13 protein-coding genes and 1 tRNA gene are annotated in these 14715 nt (G+C 61.7%); 8 read left to right on the top strand and 6 right to left on the bottom strand.

The features are described 5' to 3' along the window. Nucleotides 1–23: 23 nt before the first annotated feature. Both WS87_RS13825 and WS87_RS13820 read left to right on the top strand, forming a co-directional pair. Nucleotides 24–659 (top strand): hypothetical protein, encoded by a 636-nt coding sequence (locus tag WS87_RS13825; protein ID WP_159085676.1) that lies wholly within the window; start codon nt 24–26, stop codon nt 657–659. 488 nt (nt 660–1147) lie between these two features. Beyond that, on the top strand, nt 1148–1735 hold the full coding sequence (locus WS87_RS13820; RefSeq protein WP_082750746.1) for a hypothetical protein: 588 nt from the start codon (nt 1148–1150) through the stop codon (nt 1733–1735). Nucleotides 1736–2421: 686 nt separating this feature from the next. Here the strand turns inward: WS87_RS13820 and WS87_RS33605 are convergent. Continuing rightward, nucleotides 2422–2718: a hypothetical protein gene (locus WS87_RS33605; RefSeq protein ID WP_159085675.1), complete on the bottom strand. Its 297-nt coding sequence runs from the start codon at nt 2716–2718 to the stop codon at nt 2422–2424. 74 nt (nt 2719–2792) lie between these two features. Here WS87_RS33605 and WS87_RS13815 point away from each other — a divergent pair, with 74 nt between their 5' ends. Beyond that, nucleotides 2793–3227 carry a hypothetical protein gene (locus WS87_RS13815; RefSeq protein ID WP_236873191.1) on the top strand — a complete coding sequence of 145 codons (435 nt, stop codon included), beginning with the start codon at nt 2793–2795 and terminating at the stop codon, nt 3225–3227. Between the two features lie 580 nt (nt 3228–3807). Here the strand turns inward: WS87_RS13815 and WS87_RS13810 are convergent. Next, on the bottom strand, nt 3808–5028 hold the full coding sequence (locus WS87_RS13810; RefSeq protein ID WP_059819742.1) for an ISL3 family transposase: 1221 nt from the start codon (nt 5026–5028) through the stop codon (nt 3808–3810). A gap of 1227 nt (nt 5029–6255) precedes the next feature. On the opposite strand from WS87_RS13810, the gene WS87_RS13795 reads away from it, so the two are divergent. After that, a complete protein-coding gene (locus tag WS87_RS13795; protein WP_082750729.1) occupies nt 6256–6660 on the top strand; it encodes a hypothetical protein in 405 nt (134 codons plus the stop codon). 59 nt (nt 6661–6719) lie between these two features. On the opposite strand, the gene WS87_RS13790 is transcribed toward WS87_RS13795, so the two are convergent. From WS87_RS13790 to WS87_RS13775, 4 genes are all read right to left on the bottom strand, one after another. Further along, a complete protein-coding gene (locus tag WS87_RS13790) occupies nt 6720–7937 on the bottom strand; it encodes a tyrosine-type recombinase/integrase (RefSeq protein WP_059820234.1) in 1218 nt (405 codons plus the stop codon). A gap of 173 nt (nt 7938–8110) precedes the next feature. Continuing rightward, nucleotides 8111–8195, bottom strand: a tRNA-Leu gene (locus tag WS87_RS13785). A gap of 95 nt (nt 8196–8290) precedes the next feature. Beyond that, nucleotides 8291–9448 (bottom strand): ABC transporter substrate-binding protein, encoded by a 1158-nt coding sequence (locus tag WS87_RS13780; protein WP_059820235.1) that lies wholly within the window; start codon nt 9446–9448, stop codon nt 8291–8293. A gap of 64 nt (nt 9449–9512) precedes the next feature. After that, complete coding sequence (locus WS87_RS13775; protein ID WP_009689198.1) at nt 9513–10454, bottom strand: CysB family HTH-type transcriptional regulator; 942 nt, start codon at nt 10452–10454, stop codon at nt 9513–9515. Nucleotides 10455–10670: 216 nt separating this feature from the next. Here WS87_RS13775 and WS87_RS13770 point away from each other — a divergent pair, with 216 nt between their 5' ends. The 4 genes from WS87_RS13770 to cysD all read left to right on the top strand — a co-directional run bounded on the left by WS87_RS13770 (nt 10671) and on the right by cysD (nt 14696). After that, the gene (locus WS87_RS13770; protein ID WP_059527662.1) at nt 10671–12350 is read left to right on the top strand and encodes a nitrite/sulfite reductase; all 1680 of its coding nucleotides are present in this window, start codon (nt 10671–10673) and stop codon (nt 12348–12350) included. A 25-nt stretch (nt 12351–12375) separates the two neighbouring features. Then, nucleotides 12376–12918, top strand: coding sequence for a DUF934 domain-containing protein (locus WS87_RS13765; RefSeq protein ID WP_059820236.1), 543 nt, complete (start codon nt 12376–12378; stop codon nt 12916–12918). Next, nucleotides 12915–13658 (top strand): phosphoadenylyl-sulfate reductase, encoded by a 744-nt coding sequence (locus WS87_RS13760; protein WP_059820237.1) that lies wholly within the window; start codon nt 12915–12917, stop codon nt 13656–13658. Before WS87_RS13765 ends, WS87_RS13760 begins: the two co-directional genes overlap by 4 nt. A 75-nt stretch (nt 13659–13733) precedes the next feature. Continuing rightward, the gene (gene cysD, locus WS87_RS13755; protein WP_059468264.1) at nt 13734–14696 is read left to right on the top strand and encodes a sulfate adenylyltransferase subunit CysD; all 963 of its coding nucleotides are present in this window, start codon (nt 13734–13736) and stop codon (nt 14694–14696) included. The last annotated feature ends 19 nt before the right edge of the window (nt 14697–14715 follow it).

Raw genomic sequence — 14715 nt, 5'->3', positions numbered from 1 at the left:
ACAGCAAAAAAGAGGAGGATGCTTTGAAGTCGACAAAACAAAGAGCCGCGCTGGTTCTCGTGGCGGTAGCAGCGACACTCGCCGGCTGCGCTTCGAACATGGCGGACCTTCCACGCGAGCAAAAGGTCACGCCCGTTGTGGTGTACGTCGAGTCATGCGGCAATTATCAACTTGACGGCACACTATCGAAATACGTCTGGGATACCGTTGAAATCAAGTACGAGAACCGCCGTTGGAGGATGAATCACTTGCTTGACATGTGCAACAAATTCAACGCGGCGATTGCCTCGGCAATTTCCGCGGAAGGCATCAAAGCAAGGATCGTATCCGTGACAACCGAGGAGCCGCCGACGCAGGAGGTTCGCGACCGGGACGCCATAGCTTTGGGTGCAACCTATGCGCTCTACGTTGGCAAGCCCATCTTCAAATCGATTCTTCAATCATCGGGACAACGGCCGCTTACGATCGTCGCCTACGACCTGAACCTCTACCGGACTGGACGAAATAAGCCGATCGGAACGGGGGAAGCGAACGACATGGATGGGAGCGTTGCAGCAAAGCGCGTTGCGCATACGCTCGTTGAGCGCTGTAACCCGAGCTTCGTATATGGCTGTGCTCGAGACCCGAGTTACGGGATTACGGGGACAGTTGGCGGTTGAACTCTGAACGGCCCGCCGACAGGCGACTTATAAGTGCGTCTGGCGCTACGTCTCGGCGTTCGTTGTGCAGTAAGACGCCTGCCGTCGATGCGGAGGATCGGGACCTGACCGCATTCCTCCGGCGGCATATGAGCATGATTCTGTCTCCGTCGGCGGACTTAGATCTGCATATGTCTACTGCGGTGGGACACATATGACGATCGCAGCGTATCGACGCAGGCTTGCCGGATACGCATATGACGTCTTTGCGGGCACGGCCGTTTACAACCCATCGGGTTTCACGACCGCGCGCGTCACGGTTGGATTCCAGGTATCTACGCAGTTCTAAGTCGATTGGTCGTGTCTAGGTTTCCTCGGGGTCGAGGCACTTTTGTGTGGCGGGTGTCGCTGCTGAACCTTTTCATGCTGGGATCGCACCGAGCGATTTGGGCCAAGTCGATCGGGTGACGTAGTTTGTTAGGTCTATTTAACAATTAAGAGGGAAAGTAATGAAAAAGAAACTCATGCTGGCGGGTTTGATGGGGTCGGCGGTTCTGTTAGCAGCGTGTGGTGGCGGCGACGGCGGTGGAAGTTCGGCAACAAGCAGTTCGACCAGTTCGACCTCGCAAAGCTCGTCGACGTCGTCAACGACAACGTTGGCGTGCACGGACGGCTACAAGAAGTTAACGATCTCGAATAGCAACGTGGTTGCCAATACGAACATCAATCTCACGACTGACGACGGTATCGCGACGTTGACGCTCAAGACGCCTGCAAACGGCCAAACGGGTGATCTGACCGTGTGCCTCGGCAAGGCTGATCCTTCATCTGTTGGCGCGATAGCGAATTATATTTATCAAATTGAGGTGCGCCAGGGCGACCTTCATTCGATGGCGTCTGCGACACTGACGCTGAATTTCACGACCAACGTTACGCCCAATCCGAATCCGCCGGTGATCGAGCTTGCGGACAGCTCGGGCGGGGAGACGGTCTACAAGCCGTTGGTGCAGGGGGCATCGTATGCGAACTCGCCGAACTATAGTCTGAGCACCAGCGCGCAGGCAGCCGGTGTGTATGTCGTCCGTCTGAAGAGGTAAAGATCGGCGGTGCGATGCATTGTGCGGCGGGGTATGCGTCCAGAAACTCGCGGTGCCGGCCGCGTGCGATTTCTCGTCGCTTCGCACGCGATTCGATTCTGAATGTACGGAGCGGGACTCGGCTGTCGGGAGCGACCGCCCACTTGGCTCTCATCTACGAAAACCCGCGCCGCGCCATCCGGCCCGCAATCGTGCATCGGCGGCTCGTTTCAAGATCGCGAGGTAGTTTGCATATGGGTCGGTTGACTGTCGAAGCCTAAAATGCATGGCAGGGCTTGCGAAGGCGACCGGACTCGCGTTGCTGACTACGGAATGGACTGGAACTGAGGCGAACGGTGCGTCCGGTAAGGCTCGCGTGGTGGTTGGTCGACACCTTCAATTTTAAAATATCGGCACCGAAAATGCGCAACGTAGTAATCGGAAGTCTGCTGGTGCTGTCGACGACGACGGCATTCGCTGAGTATCGGGAGACCTGGGTGAGTCCAGGCGAGTTGAAGAGTTTGGCGGCGGGACGCAAGAGCCCACCAAGCAAGGCGCGATCGGTAAAGCAATTGACGCCACAAGCGTCATCTCCGCGATCCCATGCTCAACCAGATCGTGCGGCGCGTCAGTCGTCCTCAGATCCGATCGCGGCATTTGCTCGCGTCGACCGTGGCGTTCTTGATCAGCAAAAGTCGCGGTCAGCCTCAACTCTGCCTCGTCAGGAGAAGACCGTTCGGCAGAAGACATGAGGAAACGCGGTATTTGAATTCTGCGGTCGGAATGCCGTACATCAGGTGTTCGACGCGACAGTGGTGATTGATGGCGTTCCTCGAGCTTTGCGGGAAATCGATGGCCGCGAGTGGGGCGCCATGACGAAAGTTGAACGCATGCCGACGAGCGTTGCAACGTAGGCGGTCGCTCAGTTGTTTCTTCAAAACGACGAGAGGATTCCCTTTGTTATCGATGAATGCCCCGCTGTAAAGATTGATAAGAATTTGCATGGTTGACTGATATGGCTCGAAACTCTCACCGTCGAACAACGCGTAAGCCGTTCACCAAGGAGCAGCTTTTGCCGATGTCGAACAATACAATTCGAACGCTGTCGCTTGAAGGTCATGTCGCATTGTCCGTTCTGCGCAGCGGCCAAGGAGATGCGGTTCAAATCGGCCGACTCGCGCAGATCGTCTATCTTTCGTATTTCCTGCGTGACGTGACAGTAGCGGGGGCCGACATCGAGCAGTTTCGTATCGCAGAGGTTATCGTAGAGCAGTGCGTGACCAGAGCACTCAACGGCGAGCGATGGGTTTTGAAGGACGAGGATTTTGCGGCCGTCGAGCGCATCTTGCTCTTGTATGATGCTCAGCTCGCTGCCGCCCCCGCGTATCGATTCGCGGACGCATGGCAGCAGTTTCAGCGCGTGATCGTCACGCATTATCAGACTCCCATTGAGGGCTCGCGTATCGACACATCGGCGGTCGGTATCGATGCCGTGAGTGCGCTGATTCAATGAGTTTTCATTACAGCTTGAGCATAAGGCTCCATTGATCATGGCGCGTACAGCTGAAGAGGCGTTTAAACATACGGTAGAGGTTGCGAAGGCGGCGGGGCTCACACTTGTGACGACTGCATGGGCTGGGGCACAGGCGAACTACCTTTTCCGGTGTTCGAATGGGCATGAGTTCGAGCGGCTTGCGACGTCCGTCCTGTATAAAAATGCGACCGCATGTCCCGAATGTAAGCGGGAAGCTCTGCGCGAGCGATGGATGGAAATAGTCCGGCAGCGCGGAGGGGAGCTTGTAGGGGACGAATTCACGACCGTAGCGAGGCGATGCCGCTTCCGCTGTGCGGACGGGCATGAGTGGGAGGCGCTGGGACAGCATATCGTTGCCGGCCATTGGTGCCGACGCTGCGTGGCGGAAGCCAATTCCGCGCGCCTATTGGACCATGACGGACTTGCACGCTTGCAGGAAGCGGCACAGCGCAAGGGCGGTCGTTGTCTGGCGACGGAATATGTCGGTAGGGCGGCGATCTACGAACTGGAGTGTTCGTACGGTCATCGCTGGCAGACCAAGGGCGGGTTTATTTTAGGTTCATCGAGGATTACCGGGGAACGCGGCGCGGATTTTGAGGAAGAAGTATTCCTCGTCGCGGTACCCGTAGGCCCGACGCTTGATGACCTTGATGGTGTTGTTGATGCCTTCGACGACGCTGGTATTGAGCGGATGGCGGCAGCGGGCGAGGATTCCGTGCCAGTAACCCTGCAGGCGTTGCGCGAACAGTTGTAGCGCGGCAATCCCGCTTTGCCGGGCTTGCTCGATCCAGTGTTCCCAGGCCTTTTCCGCCCAGGCAGGCTTTCGGTAGAACCAGAGCTGTTTGAGTTCGTCGCGTAGCACGTAGACGCACAGCAGCGGCTGATTGGCAGCCAGCAATTCCTTCAGATGCACGGACTGCTCGGGCTTCAGGTTGTGGCGGTTGCGCAGCAGTAGCCAGCGACTGGATTTCAATGCCTTGCGGGCCGGCCGGTCATGGCGTAACTGATTGGCCTGATCCACTCGCACCCGATCGATCACCTCGCGCCCGTACTTGGCCACGACGTGGAACAGGTCGTAGACCACCTCGGCCTGCGGACACTGCGCCTTGATTTCCAGCTCGTAGGCCGTGGTCATGTCGATCGCGACTGCTTCGATGCGCTCGGCGACACCCTCAGGAAGCTGCTCGAAGAAGGCGCGGGCCGTCTCGCGTGAGCGTCCCGATCCAATCCAGAGCACCTGCCGGCCGATCGGATCGACCACCACCGTGGCATATCGATGGCCTTTATGGAGTGCAAACTCGTCCATCGCAAGATAACGGATCGTCGACCAGTCCGGCTCAGCCACACGCGCTTGCAAGCGCATCTTGTCAATCGATTTGACCGTGTGCCAGCCCAGATCGTAGAAGGCCGCCACTGCCTGCACGCTGGCTGCTTGCAGCAGTTTCTCGCAGGCCTTGGCAAATCGCTCCGTCACTCGCTGGTAACGGCCCAGCCACGCCAGTTTCTCCAGTCGTGGACCGCCGCAGCGTTCGCACCAGACCCGGCGGCGGGGGACGTGCAGCACTACTCGGTATTCGAACAGCGGCAGATCGCGCACGCGGCGAACTATCGTCTCGTGGATTTGATTGCACCGTGCACCGCATTGCTCGCAGTACATCACCTTGCTGACCGGCTTCAAATGCAGCGATAGCGTGCGCTCTTCTCCTTGCGGCCATTCCACACGCTCCAACCGATAGCCGGTCCAGCAGCCCAATGCCTGAAGTGCCTTTCTATCGAGCAATTGCCCCCTCCGACATCCTTAGAATCAGGTGTCAGATTATGCAATCGCTCGAAAACCCTCCACGGTTTTCTGCGATGAACCTTATTTTAGACGGTCACTGGTGTCCGCATTGCGCGAGAAGGCAGAGTGCCGAACAACAGCGTAGGTCCGACGGCCTCCAGCGATTGCAGGCCGCGGCGGCGTCAAGAGGCGGTGCTTGTCTAAGCGAAAAATATACGGGCCTGATGTCACGATACCGGTTTCGTTGTGCAGCGGGCCATGAGTGGCAAAGCTTTGCCGGTTCGATCTTGGGCGGGACATGGTGTACAGCATGTCGATTCGCCGAAGCGGGTGCGGTAGCGTTTGAGCGGTTGCATGCCGCAGTTACGGCACTGGGCTGGCGATGTCTCTCTGGCACCTGGGCCGGCTACAACGAGCGGTATGAATTCGAATGCGAGCAAGGCCATCAATTTACTCGCAATGCAATGTCGCTACTGTATCGAGGCGAGCAAGCTCGTTGCGAGGCGTGCGAAGCAGACGACATGGAAGCGCGTTGGCTGAATGCTATCGCTAGCCGGAGCGGAGAGCTTCTCAATGGGCCGTTCAGGGGGCTATCTGAACGTTACCGACTACGGTGCGTCGACGGGCACGAGTGGGAGACGACCGGCGAACTGATCCGCAGAGGCAAATGGTGCCCGGAATGCGGGCGAGTGAAATCGGCGCAATGCAATATTTTGACCGATGGGCTCAAGAGATTGGAGACTATTGCTCGGCAGCACGGTGGTCGGTGCCTGGCGGCAAAGTACACGCGTAGTCGTGATCATTACCCGTTCGAGTGTGCAAAAGGCCATCGGTGGAAGGCGTCCGGACAAATGGTGGTGCACGGACATTGGTGTCCCCAATGTGCGGGTCTTGCGCGCCGTCTCACGCTTGAGACCATGCAGGCGATCGCGAAGGATCGCGGTGGGTTATGTTTGTCTGAGGGATACCAGGGTGTTCACGTGAAACTGACTTGGCAGTGCCATCGAGGGCATGTCTGGCAGTCGTCACCGGCGAACGTCAAGAACAAGGGGCGTTGGTGTCCCAATTGTGCTTTCCTGGAAATGACGAAGGACCCGAAAAAGCGTCTGAAGTGGGATTATGAGGGCAGGGAGTGACTTGTAAGCAGAGGTTCTGGCAATGGGAAAGACGGCTACTAGCCGAGGACGCGCGACGCGGCGTGATGCTCGCGCTGGGCTTCCGAAAGAGATGTTATTGCCGCTATCGACCGAGAAGGTGCGATCGTTGTCGCTGGAGCATCACATGGCGCTGGCCGTGATTCGCTCCGGGAACGGGGATTGTGATCAGGCGATCTGTCTGCTGCGAATTGTCTATCTCGCGTTCTTCATGCGAAGCGAGACAGCTTCGGGTTCAGACTTAGATCTGTATAGGCGAGCGGAAGCTGTTTTGGACGCCTGTATTGCGCGTGCTGAACGCGGCGAGCCGTGGACCCTTTTGGCTGACGAACTGGCCGACGTGGAGCGCGTGTTGGTCGTGCATGATGAGCAACTGGCAGCGATCCCCAAATATCGCTATCTGGTCGCTTGGGATCGACTGCAACGCTTTGTGACGGGTGGTGGCCGCTCGCCGATTCCAACACGTGATACTCAGTAGACGCGAGCATGAGCCATACTAGGGGCGTTGCGTCCGCTGCTGTCTGAGGCGTGCCGTTATCACTGTACGGAAATTGAAGTGGCTGCGCTGCCTGATTTAAGTTGATCAAGATAGTCAGCCCACTCCTGCATCATGGCCCGTCGTTCTCGAATGAACTTCGTCCGGTTGTAGGCTGAGCCTAGATTGTCCGGAACTGCATGTGCGAGTTGATGCTCGATGACCTCAGGTTTGTGTTCAAGTTCTTCGTGTAGGATCGTACGGGCCATGGCCCTAAATCCGTGACCGGTAACCTCTGTGCGTGTGTCGTACCCGAGCCGGCGCAGCGCCGCATTGAGGGCTGCCTCGCTCATCGGGCGAAGATGGCTTCGTGCGCCCGGGAATACGTAACGGCCGTGCCCCGTCAGAGCATGCAGTTCGCGCAGAATGACGACTGCCTGTGTGGCAAGTGGAACGAGGTGCTCCGTTCTCGTTTTGCTGACAAGATAGCGCCATTCTCCCCTGTCGAGATCGAACTGCGACCATTCCGCCTGCCGCAGTTCTCCGGGGCGCGCGAACAGCATCGGCGCAAGCTTGAGCGCGCAAAGCACCGGAAACGTGCCCGAGAAGCCGTCAAATGCTCGCAGCATTTCCCCCACCTTGACGGGTTCCGTAATGGACGGGAAGTGCCTCTCAACAGGCGATGGAATAGCGCCGATCAGATCCTTGGCCGGGTCGGTTTTGCACAGCCCTTCCTTGATGGCATACCGGAAGACTCGACTGATCTCGCTGCGTACTCGATGGGCTGTAAAGCGCGCACCGCGGCCGTCAATGCGCTTCAGGACAGCAAGGATTTCCGGTGCGTCAAGACTTGTGATCGGGCGCTTACCCAGCCACGGAAGCACGTCATTGTTGAATCGAGCCACCGTTTTTTTGTGCTGCGCTGGATCGACCGTCGTCTTGCGCTCATCCATCCAGCCTCGGGCGACGATTTCGAACGAGTTGGCTAGCGCTATGCGCGTAGCGCGCTTTTCGGCTCTCTTGGCCTCGCCAGGATCAATGCCAGCAGCCAGTTGCTCACGTGCTTCGTCGCGCTTTTTGCGTGCCGATGCGAGTGACACGTCTGGATAGACGCCCAGCGCGAGTGTCTTGTCTTTGCCGGCGAAGCGATAGTTCATTCGCCAGTATTTCGCGCCGGACTGGGAAAGCTGCAGGTACATGCGACCGCCGTCAGACAAGCGGTTGCCGGTCCCTCCCGGGTTGTAACGGGCGTTCCTGACCTGAGTGTCGGTGAGCGACATGGTGGTATCTCCTATCGGAGAAGGACAGAGGCTGCGCTGGTGCCACCAAAAATACCACCCAATACCACCGGTTGTCCACGACTCAGCTTGGATCACGGAAGCAATAAAAAACCCGCGGAGCCTTGTGCTGTCGCGGGTTTTCGGAAGTGCGCGGATCTCGTTGGAACCGTGTTTGGTGCCCAGGGCCGGAATCGAACCGGCACGCCTTGCGGCGGGGGATTTTGAGTCCCCTGCGTCTACCAATTTCACCACCTGGGCTTTGATCCTGGCCGCGCATGCGATTGTGCGCGGCGAAACGCGGATTATGGCGGAAAACGGGGCACCGGGCAAGCTGTCCGGCGATCGTCCTTGCGTTACTGGCTCAGATAGACGAACTGGCCGTGCTTCACGATCCCCATCACGCTCGCGCGTTGATCGAGCCCCACGTGATCCTTGTCGCTGGTGTTGACGACGCCGTTCGGCACGACGAGCTCGTGCGCACGCTCGAGCTCGCGCCGCAGCGTCGCGCGGAAGGCCGGCGTGCCGGGCTGCGCGGCCTTGAGCGCGCGGCCGACCGCGTCGGCGAGGCGCGGATACACACCCGCCGCGTCGCCCGCGAACTGCGTGACGGTGCCGGCGCCGTATTTCGCTTCGTACGCATCGACGAACGCGAGCGCGGCCTTGCGGGCCGGATGGTCGGCGGGCAGCGTGCGCGCGACGACGACCGGCTGGGTCGGGAACAGCGTCCCGTCGACGTCCTTGCCGCCGAGCTTGATGAATTCGGGCGTCGCGATCCCGTGCGTCTGGTAGATCGCGCCCTTGTAGCCGCGCTCGATCAGCGTGCGCTGCGGCAGCACGGCCGGCGTGCCCGAGCCCGCGATCAGGATCGCGTCCGGCTTCGCCGCGATCAGCTTCAGCGCCTGGCCGGTGACGCTGGCGTCGGTGCGGTTGAAGCGCTCCGTCGCGATCACGCGGATCTTGCGGACTTCCGCGAAGCGTGTGAATTCATTCAGCCAGCTGTCGCCGTAGCTGTCCGCGAAGCCGATGAAGCCGACCGTCTTCACGCCGTGGTTGGCCATGTAGCGTGTCATCACGTCGGCCATCGCGCTGTCGCTCTGCGCCATCTTGAATGCCCAGGTTCGCGCGCCTTCCTGCGGCTCGACGATCGCGCCGGAGCCGACCAGCGTGATCATCGGCGTCTGCGCGGCCGCCACCGCGTCGAGCGCCGCGAGCGCGGCCGGCGTGATGTTCGGCCCGACCACGACGTCGACGTGATCCTCGTCGACCAGCTTGCGGATGTTGCGCACGGCGGCGCCCGGGTCGGACGCGTCGTCGAGCACCGTCACCTGCAGCGGCTGCCCGGCGATCGTCTTCGGCCACATCAGGATCGCGTTCTTGCTGGTGATGCCGATCGCGGCGGCCGGGCCGGTCGACGACAGGTCGACGCCGACCTTCAGATCGGCATGCGCGGCCGCGCAGGCGAGCACGAGGGCGGCGCCGGCGGCGCGGCGCAACAGGGCGGGAAGCGTCATGCGGGAATCTCCGTCGGGCAATAAAAAGGGGCGCGATTTGCGCCCCTGTGTTTATACCTGTCCTTCAAAGCTCGTACGATTCGGATTCGCCCTTGAGCGCCTGTTCGATCAGCTTGCGGTTCAGCGTCGGCGACAGCAGCTCCACGAGCGTATACACATAGCTGCGCAGGTAGGCGCCCTGCTTGAGCGCGACGCGCGTCACGTTGCTGCCGAACAGGTGGCCGACCGGAATCAGCCGCAGGTTGCGGTCGCGCTCCGGGTTGAACGCGATGTCGGCCATGATCCCGACGCCGAGGCCGAGCTCGACGTAGGTCTTGATCACGTCGGCGTCGATCGCCTCCAGCACGATGTCCGGCGACAGCCCGCGCAGCGCGAACGCATGGTTGATCTTCTTGCGGCCGGCGAACGCGTCGTCGTATGTGATCAGCGGGTATTGCGCGAGATCGTCCAGCGTGACCGGCTTGCGTTCGAGCAGCGGGTGGTCGGCCGGGACCACGGCCGCGTGATGCCACTGGAAGCAGGGCAGCGACACGAGTTCCTTGTAGTCGGCGATCGCCTCGGTCGCGATCGCGAGATCGGCCTGGTCGTGGATCACCATCTCGGCGACCTGCGTCGGGCTGCCTTGCAGGATCGACAGGTGCACCTTCGGGAAGCGCTTCTTGAATTCGGCGATCGCGGCCGGCAGCGAATAGCGGGCCTGCGTGTGGGTGGCGGCGATCGTCAGGTTGCCCTGATCCTGCGCCGCATAGTCTTTTCCGACCCTTTTCAGGCTTTCAACTTCCTGCAGGATCCGCTCGACCGACGCGAGGATGATCCTGCCCGGCTCGGTGAGCGAGCGCACGCGTTTACCGTGCCGCGTGAAGATCTCCACGCCGAGCTCGTCCTCGAGCTCGATGATCGCCTTCGACACCCCCGGTTGAGACGTGTAGAGCGCCTTGGCGGCCTCGGTGAGGTTGAAATTCTGCCGGACGGCCTCGCGCACGAAGCGAAATTGGTGCAGGTTCATTTATAACCCTTCCGCATATCAACAGAATTTTTTAGTCGTTTGAAATATAAGGCGAGTTTATTACGATTCACCGGAGTTTTTCAAATATGGATATCTGTTTTCGTCATTAGCAATCCAGCCGGGCCGCGGAAGGCCGGCGGTGGCGGCGGAACGGAGATTCGGGCGCGACGTGGCTAGGACGTCGCGCGGTCACCACGAAAACCCTGGGGTCCCCGAATGTATCAGTACGACCAGTACGACCAGACGATCGTCGACGAGCGAGTCGCGCAGTACCGCGATCAGGTGCGCCGCCGCCTGTCGGGCGAGTTGAGCGAAGACGAGTTCCGTCCGCTGCGCCTGCAGAATGGCCTGTACATGCAGCGCCACGCGTACATGCACCGCATCGCGATTCCGTACGGCAACCTGCGCAGCGAGCAGCTCCGCATGCTGGCGCGCATCGCCCGCGAACACGACCGCGGCTACGGCCACTTCTCGACGCGCTCGAACATCCAGTTCAACTGGGTCCAGCTCGAGGAAACGCCCGAGATCCTCGCGAAGCTCGCGTCGGTGCAGATGCACGCGATCCAGACGTCGGGCAACTGCATTCGCAACATCACGGCCGACCAGTTCGCCGGCGTCGCTCAGGACGAGGAGATCGATCCGCGTCCGTGGTCGGAAATCCTGCGCCAATGGTCGACGTTCCATCCCGAATTCGCATGGCTGCCGCGCAAGTTCAAGATCGCGGTGTCCGGCTCGAAGCACGACCGCGCGGCCGTGCAGATCCACGACCTCGGCGTGTACCTTAAGAAGAACGCGCAGGGCGAAGTGGTCGCGAGCATCCTCGCGGGCGGCGGTCTCGGCCGCACGCCGATCGTCGGCGCGGTGATCAAGGAAGACCTGCCGTGGCAGCACCTGCTGACCTACTGCGAAGCCGTGCTGCGCGTGTACAACCGCTACGGTCGCCGTGACAACCTGTACAAGGCGCGTATCAAGATTCTCGTGAAGGCGCTGTCGCCCGCGAAGTTCGCGCAGCAGGTCGAGGAAGAGTGGCAGCACCTGAAGGACGGCCCGTCGACGCTCACGCAGGCGGAAGTCGACCGCGTGTCGCAGTACTTCTTGCCGCCCGTCTACGAGAAGCTCGCCGACACCGACGCGTCGTTCGAACAGCACCTGCTCGAGAACAAGGCGTTCGCGCGCTGGGTCGAGCGCAACGTCGCGCCGCACAAGGTGCCGGGCTATGCCGCCGTCACGCTGTCGCTGAAGGATCACCGCGTGGCCCCGGGCGACGCGACCGACGCGCAGATGGACCTGGTGGCCGACTGGGCCGACGCGTACTCGCTCGGCGAACTGCGCGTGTCGCACGAGCAGAACCTGATTCTCGCGAACGTGAAGAAGCGCGACCTGTTCGCGGTGTGGGAAAAGGCGAAGGCGGCCGGTTTCGCGACGCCGAACGTCGGCCTGCTGACCGACATCATCGCGTGCCCGGGCGGCGACTTCTGCTCGCTCGCGAACGCGAAGTCGATCCCGATCGCGCTGGCGATCCAGCAGCGTTTCGACGATCTGGACTATGTGTACGACCTCGGCGACCTGTCGCTGAACATTTCCGGTTGCATGAACTCGTGCGGTCATCATCACGTGGGCAACATCGGCATCCTCGGCGTCGACAAGGACGGCGCCGAGTGGTACCAGGTGTCGCTCGGCGGCGAGCAGGGCACGGGCCGCAACGGCGCGCGCCTCGGCCGCGTGATCGGGCCGTCGTTCTCCGCGGAAGAAGTGCCGGACGTGATCGCGAAGCTGATCGACACGTTCGTCGAGGCGCGCATCGACGGCGAGCGCTTCATCGACACGTACGACCGCATCGGCATCGCACCGTTCAAGGAGCGCGTGTATGCGGCGCGCCAGGCAGTGAACGCGTAACCAACCGGGTAGAAGGAATTTGCAGATGGCTTCGATTATCAAGAACCGCGCAGTGATCGACGACGCATGGCAGGTCGTGCGCGCGGCGGAAGACGGTGCGCTGCCCGCGGTCGACGCGTTGCCGGCCGGCAAGGTGCTGGTGCCGTTCACCCTGTGGCAGGCCGAGCGCGTGGCGCTCGTCGCCGCGAAGACGAAGGACGAACTCGGCGTGTGGCTCGCGCCGGACAGCGAGCCGGCCGATCTCGTGGCCGACTTCGGTGCGATCTCGCTGATCGCCGTCGATTTCCCGCGCTTCGCGGACGGCCGCGGCTACAGCATCGCGCGCCTGCTGCGCGAGCGCCACGGCTGGACCGGCGAGCTGCGCGCGATCGGCGACGTGCTGCGCGACCAGCTGCTGTACATGTCGCGTTGCGGCTTCGACGCGTTCGCGGTGCGTGCCGACAAGGACATCCGCGACGCGCTGAACGCGTTCGGCGAATTCACGCAGCGTTACCAGGGCGCGTTCGACGAGCCGGCGCCGCTGTTCCGCCGCCGCGATGCCGCGGCCGACGCCAAGGTGAGCGCATGAGCACCGCGATCGCACTGACGCCGGAACTCGCCGCGAAGGTCGAGCGCCTCGACGCGCTGCTCGCGCAGATCGGCGCGCGCCACGAGAAGGTGAAGTTCGCGAGCAGCCTCGCCGCGGAAGACATGCTGCTCACGCACGCGATCCTGTCGAAGGGCGTGTCGATCGGCATCTTCTCGCTGAACACCGGCCGCCTGCACGCGGAAACGCTGGGCATGATCGACCGCGTGCGCGAGCGCTACGGCTACGAGATCGAGCAGTTTCACCCGCGCCAGGACGCGGTCGACCAGTACGTCGCCGAGCACGGCCTGAACGCATTCTACGAAAGCGTCGAGCTGCGCAAGTCGTGCTGCCACATCCGCAAGGTCGAGCCGCTGAACCGCGCGCTGGCCGACGTTGGCGCGTGGGTCACGGGCCAGCGCCGCGAGCAGTCAGTCACGCGTGCGGAACTGCACGAGGAAGAACAGGACGAAGCGCGCGGGATCGCGAAGTACAACCCGCTCGCCGACTGGACGGAAGCGGACGTGTGGGCGTACCTGAAGGCGTTCGACGTGCCGGTCAACCCGCTGCATGCGCGCGGCTACCCGAGCATCGGCTGCGAGCCGTGTACGCGCGCGATCCGCCCCGGCGAGGACAGCCGGGCGGGCCGCTGGTGGTGGGAGTCGCGCGACACGAAGGAATGCGGGCTGCACATCACGATCACGCCGATTCCCGCGAACGCCGAAGCCGGCGCCGCGCACTGAAAGCCGACAAGAAACCGAATATTGCGCCGCCCGCGACAGCGGGCGGCACGAACCCAGAAGAGAAGGACTGAAATCATGAGCACGACGCTCGAGCAATCCGCCTTTGCCCCGCCCACCGGCGCCGACGACCGCATGGGCCACCTCGACTGGCTCGAAGCCGAGTCGATCCACATCCTGCGCGAACTCGTTGCCGAATGCAGCAAGCCGGCGCTGTTGTTCTCGGGCGGCAAGGACTCGGTCGTCGTGCTGCACCTCGCGCTGAAGGCATTCGGCCTCGGCGCGAACCGCAAGACGACGCTGCCGTTCCCGCTCGTGCACATCGATACGGGCCACAACTACGAGGAAGTGATCGACTTCCGCGACCGCCGTGCGCAAGAGCTCGGCGCCGAACTGGTGGTCGGCCACGTCGAGGATTCGATCAAGCGCGGCACGGTCGTGCTGCGCCGCGAAACCGATTCGCGCAACGCCGCGCAGGCCGTCACTCTGCTCGAGACGATCGAACAGCACGGCTACACGGCGCTGATCGGCGGCGCGCGCCGCGACGAAGAGAAGGCGCGCGCGAAGGAGCGGATCTTCTCGTTCCGCGACGAATTCGGCCAGTGGGATCCGAAGGCGCAGCGCCCGGAACTGTGGAGCCTGTACAACGCGCGCCTGCACAAGGGCGAGCACCTGCGCGTGTTCCCGATCTCGAACTGGACCGAGCTCGACGTGTGGCAGTACATCGCGCGCGAGAACCTCGAGCTGCCGTCGATCTACTACGCGCACCAGCGCGAGATCGTGCGCCGCAACGGTTTGCTCGTGCCGGTCACGCCGCTCACGCCGATGCGTGACGGCGAGACGAGCGAACTCGCGCAGGTGCGCTTCCGCACGGTCGGCGACATCAGCTGCACGTGCCCGGTCGAGAGCGACGCGGACGACGTCGAGAAGATCATCGCCGAGACGGCGGTGACCGAGATCACCGAACGCGGCGCGACCCGGATGGACGATCAGGCATCCGAAGCCGCGATGGAACAGCGCAAGAAGCAAGGTTATTTCTGAAGCACACGAGGACATTCAC

This window comes from Burkholderia sp. MSMB0856, from assembly GCF_001524645.2.
Lineage (GTDB): Bacteria > Pseudomonadota > Gammaproteobacteria > Burkholderiales > Burkholderiaceae > Burkholderia > Burkholderia diffusa.
This window is presented reverse-complemented; position numbering and strand designations above follow the sequence as displayed.

Excerpts from the sequence above, each read along its gene's own strand:
- WS87_RS13820 (WP_082750746.1), top strand. The coding sequence starts at position 1,148 with ATGAAAAAGAAACTCATGCTGGCGGGTTTGATGGGGTCGGCGGTTCTG.
- WS87_RS13780 (WP_059820235.1), bottom strand. The coding sequence starts at position 9,448 with ATGACGCTTCCCGCCCTGTTGCGCCGCGCCGCCGGCGCCGCCCTCGTG.
- WS87_RS13790 (WP_059820234.1), bottom strand. The coding sequence starts at position 7,937 with ATGTCGCTCACCGACACTCAGGTCAGGAACGCCCGTTACAACCCGGGA.
- WS87_RS33605 (WP_159085675.1), bottom strand. The coding sequence starts at position 2,718 with ATGCAAATTCTTATCAATCTTTACAGCGGGGCATTCATCGATAACAAA.
- WS87_RS13815 (WP_236873191.1), top strand. The coding sequence starts at position 2,793 with ATGTCGAACAATACAATTCGAACGCTGTCGCTTGAAGGTCATGTCGCA.
- WS87_RS13795 (WP_082750729.1), top strand. The coding sequence starts at position 6,256 with ATGTTATTGCCGCTATCGACCGAGAAGGTGCGATCGTTGTCGCTGGAG.
- WS87_RS13760 (WP_059820237.1), top strand. The coding sequence starts at position 12,915 with ATGAGCACCGCGATCGCACTGACGCCGGAACTCGCCGCGAAGGTCGAG.
- WS87_RS13775 (WP_009689198.1), bottom strand. The coding sequence starts at position 10,454 with ATGAACCTGCACCAATTTCGCTTCGTGCGCGAGGCCGTCCGGCAGAAT.
- cysD (WP_059468264.1), top strand. The coding sequence starts at position 13,734 with ATGAGCACGACGCTCGAGCAATCCGCCTTTGCCCCGCCCACCGGCGCC.
- WS87_RS13765 (WP_059820236.1), top strand. The coding sequence starts at position 12,376 with ATGGCTTCGATTATCAAGAACCGCGCAGTGATCGACGACGCATGGCAG.
- WS87_RS13770 (WP_059527662.1), top strand. The coding sequence starts at position 10,671 with ATGTATCAGTACGACCAGTACGACCAGACGATCGTCGACGAGCGAGTC.